Below are 2,812 nucleotides of genomic sequence, written 5' to 3' on the forward strand. Positions count from 1 at the left end.
GGGCCGCGAACAGGGCCGCCTCGTTGACCAGGTTGGCCAGATCGGCGCCCGAGAAACCGGGCGTGCCCCGGGCCACCACCTCGGCATCCACGTCGGATGCCAGCGGCACTTTCTTCATGTGCACTTTCAGAATCTGCGTGCGGCCGACGATGTCCGGCAGCGGCACGACGACCTGACGGTCGAAGCGGCCGGGGCGCAGCAGGGCCGGGTCAAGCACGTCCGGGCGGTTGGTGGCGGCGATGACAATGACGCCCTCGTTGCCCTCAAAGCCGTCCATCTCGACCAGCAACTGGTTCAGCGTCTGCTCGCGCTCGTCATGCCCGCCACCCAGGCCGGCGCCCCGGTGACGGCCGACGGCATCGATCTCGTCGATGAAGATGATGCACGGCGCGTGTTTCTTGGCCTGCTCGAACATGTCCCGCACGCGGGATGCGCCGACGCCGACGAACAGCTCGACGAAGTCCGAACCCGAGATGGTGAAGAACGGCACCTTGGCCTCGCCGGCAATGGCCCGCGCCAGCAGCGTTTTTCCGGTACCGGGCGAGCCGACCATCAGCACGCCGCGCGGGATGCGCCCGCCCAGGCGCTGGAACTTGGACGGGTCGCGCAGGAACTCCACCAGCTCGTGGACCTCTTCCTTGGCCTCATCGACGCCGGCCACGTCGGCAAACGTGACCCGCACCTGGTCCTCGGTCAGCATGCGCGCGCGGCTCTTGCCGAACGGCATCACACCGCCCTTGCCGCCGGGGCCACCCTGCATCTGGCGCATGAAGAAGACCCACACGCCGATCAGCAGCAGCATCGGGAACCAGGAGATGAACACCTGCATCAACAACGACTGGCGATCCGGCGCCGCCACCTCGATGCCGACCTTGTTGGCCAGCAGGTCGTCGATCATGTGTGGGTCTTCGGGCGTGTAGACGACGAACTTCTCGCCGCCCGTCGTCATGCCCCGCACGACGCCCTGCTCGATCACCACGCGGTCGACCTGCCCGCTCTTCACCTCGGCAATGAACTGCGAGTAATCCAGCGTGCGCTCGGCGGAACGCTGCGGGCCGAAACTGTTGAACACGGCCATCAGCACCAACGCCACGACGACCCAAAGGATGACGTTGCGGGACATTGAATTCACGTAGCGGATCTCCGGTCGCGGCGGTTACAGGAAGCGCTGGAACATTCAGCGCTTTCGGCAGCGCACGGACGCGCTGCTGAAATCTTGAGCCATCGGAAAACCAAATTCCGATGGCGGGCGCTGCGAATCCAGCCCGGATTCATTCAACGCTTCCGTACTACTGGGTTATCGGCAGCATACCGCGGCCGATCAAGTAGTGCTCTCGGCTGCGGTCGCGCGAGGCGTCAGGCTTGCGCACCAGCACCTGCTCGAAATGTCGGGCAAACACTTCCCGAAGTCCCTGGCTGCCCGCACCCTCGAAGCATTTGACCAGCAGTGCCCCGCGCGGTTTCAGCGCCCGTCCGGCAAAGTCGAGCGCCAACTCGGCCAGGTGCAGCGCGGCCGGCTGATCGACATCGCGCACACCGCTCAGATTGGGCGCCATGTCGGACATTACAAGGTCGGCACCGTTTGGCAGCAAGTCAAGCATCTGCTGCAGCACCGCCTCGTCCCCAAAATCACCCAGAATGAACTCGACCTCCGGCAGCGGCGCCATCTGCAGCAGATCGACCGCCACCACCCGGCCGCGCGGCCCGACGATGCTGCTCGCCACCTGCGACCAGCCGCCCGGCGCGGCGCCCAGATCCACCACCGTCGCGCCCGGCTGCAGCAGGCGATCGCGCCGGTTGATCTCCAGCAGCTTGAAGCTGGCGCGCGAGCGGTAGCCTTGCGCCTGCGCCTGGCGCACGTAGGGATCGGCTACGTGCTGCTGCAGCCAGCGACGGCTGGCGCCGCGCCCGCTCAAGGCCGCACCGCCCGGCGATCGGCGCTACCGATACTCGACGGCCAGGATTTCATAGGCCTGCTCGCCGCCGGGCGCCGGCACCAGCACCTGGTCGCCCACCTCGCGGCCGATCATGGCGCGCGCCAGCGGGGCCCGGAACGACACCCGGCCCTGCTTGATGTCGGCCTCGTCCATACCGACGATCTGGTAGGTGACTTCCTCGTCGGTGTCGACGTTGACGAGCGTTACGGTTGCGCCGAAAACCACCTTGCCGCCGGCCGCCAGTCGGGCCGGGTCGATCACCTCGGCGCGGCCCAGGCGGTCCTCGATCTCGCTGATGCGGCCCTCGATGAAGCCCTGCTGATCCTTGGCGGCGTGGTACTCGGCGTTTTCCTTCAGGTCGCCGTGGGCGCGCGCTTCGGCGATGGCGGCGATCACGCGCGGGCGCTGCACGGACTTGAGGTCTTCCAGTTCGCGCCGCAGCTGCTCTGCGCCGCGGGCGGTGAGGGGTTCGCGGGTCATGTCGGTCTCAGTTCGGTATGCAGTTGGCGCAGGCTCTCCACGCGGATCTCGCGCCCGCTTTGCAGGGCAAGGCAGGTGGCGCGCGCGCCGGCCAGGGTGGTGGTGTGCGGCACCTTGAAGCGCAGCGCCGCGGCGCGAATGGCGAACGAATCGGCGATCGCGAGCTTGCCATCGGTGGTGTTCAGGACGAAGGCGATCTCGCCGTTGGTGATCATGTCCACGATGTGCGGGCGGCCTTCCTTGACCTTGTTGACCACGCCGCAGGGAATGCCGGCCTCGACCAGCAGCTCGGCCGTGCCGCGCGTGGCAACCAGCTCGAAGCCGAACTGGCGCAGGTCCGCCGCCACCTGAACCAGCAGCGCCGTCTTGTCGGCCTGGCGCACGCTGATGAAGGC

At 67.4% G+C, this 2,812-nt stretch carries 3 protein-coding genes and 1 pseudogene; all 4 read right to left on the minus strand.

The window, feature by feature from the left end; genetic code table 11:
• Positions 1-1,123, minus strand: a 1,123-nt coding sequence (locus tag VFV21_RS09205) for an ATP-dependent metallopeptidase FtsH/Yme1/Tma family protein (RefSeq protein ID WP_329669132.1), incomplete at its 3' end; no start/stop codon positions are given.
• A 166-nt stretch (positions 1,124-1,289) separates the two neighbouring features.
• A complete protein-coding gene (locus VFV21_RS09210) occupies positions 1,290-1,916 on the minus strand; it encodes an RlmE family RNA methyltransferase (protein WP_329669133.1) in 627 nt (208 codons plus the stop codon).
• A gap of 24 nt (positions 1,917-1,940) precedes the next feature.
• Positions 1,941-2,417 carry a transcription elongation factor GreA gene (greA, locus tag VFV21_RS09215; protein WP_329669134.1) on the minus strand — a complete coding sequence of 159 codons (477 nt, stop codon included), beginning with the start codon at positions 2,415-2,417 and terminating at the stop codon, positions 1,941-1,943.
• Positions 2,414-2,812 (minus strand): annotated as a pseudogene (gene carB / locus VFV21_RS09220) (carbamoyl phosphate synthase large subunit); the annotation flags it as partial. The gene greA and the pseudogene carB, both read right to left, overlap by 4 nt.

It is taken from the genome of Arenimonas sp., from assembly GCF_036275555.1.
GTDB lineage: Bacteria > Pseudomonadota > Gammaproteobacteria > Xanthomonadales > Xanthomonadaceae > Arenimonas.